The sequence below is a fragment of the Gardnerella sp. C0684A1 genome (assembly GCF_055326835.1).
In genome coordinates this window covers 1-265 of the sequence record NZ_JBLTSX010000034.1, presented here as the reverse complement: position 1 = coordinate 265, position 265 = coordinate 1, and the positions used below count along the sequence as shown (strand labels likewise).

Here is a 265-nt window from a genome sequence, read left to right as displayed (position 1 = left end):
ATGTTGCCAAGGGCCGCGCATTCGGCGGTGTCGAGCGGACGGCTGCTTGGCTCGGCGGCCACCTGCGCCCGGGGCGGCGCGCTGGTGCAACCGGCGCCGAGCCAGGCCGAGGCCAGCAAAAGCAGCAGCGGGCGCAGGGCGCCTCCGGGTTTCGGCGCGCCGCGCCGGGAACGTGGTGTCGCGGCGTCGGCTGCTGGTGGTGAGGCGGGCGAGCGCATCCGCGTCAGTCGATCCTGAACGAGAACTGCTGCGCCAGCTCGGTGCC

Annotated in this window: 1 protein-coding gene; it reads left to right on the top strand. The window is 74.3% G+C overall.

Annotated features, from left to right (window positions below):
- Window positions 1-237, top strand: a 237-nt coding sequence (locus ACNEUN_RS06265) for a hypothetical protein (RefSeq protein ID WP_463631576.1), incomplete at its 5' end; no start/stop codon positions are given.
- Window positions 238-265 lie beyond the last annotated feature (28 nt).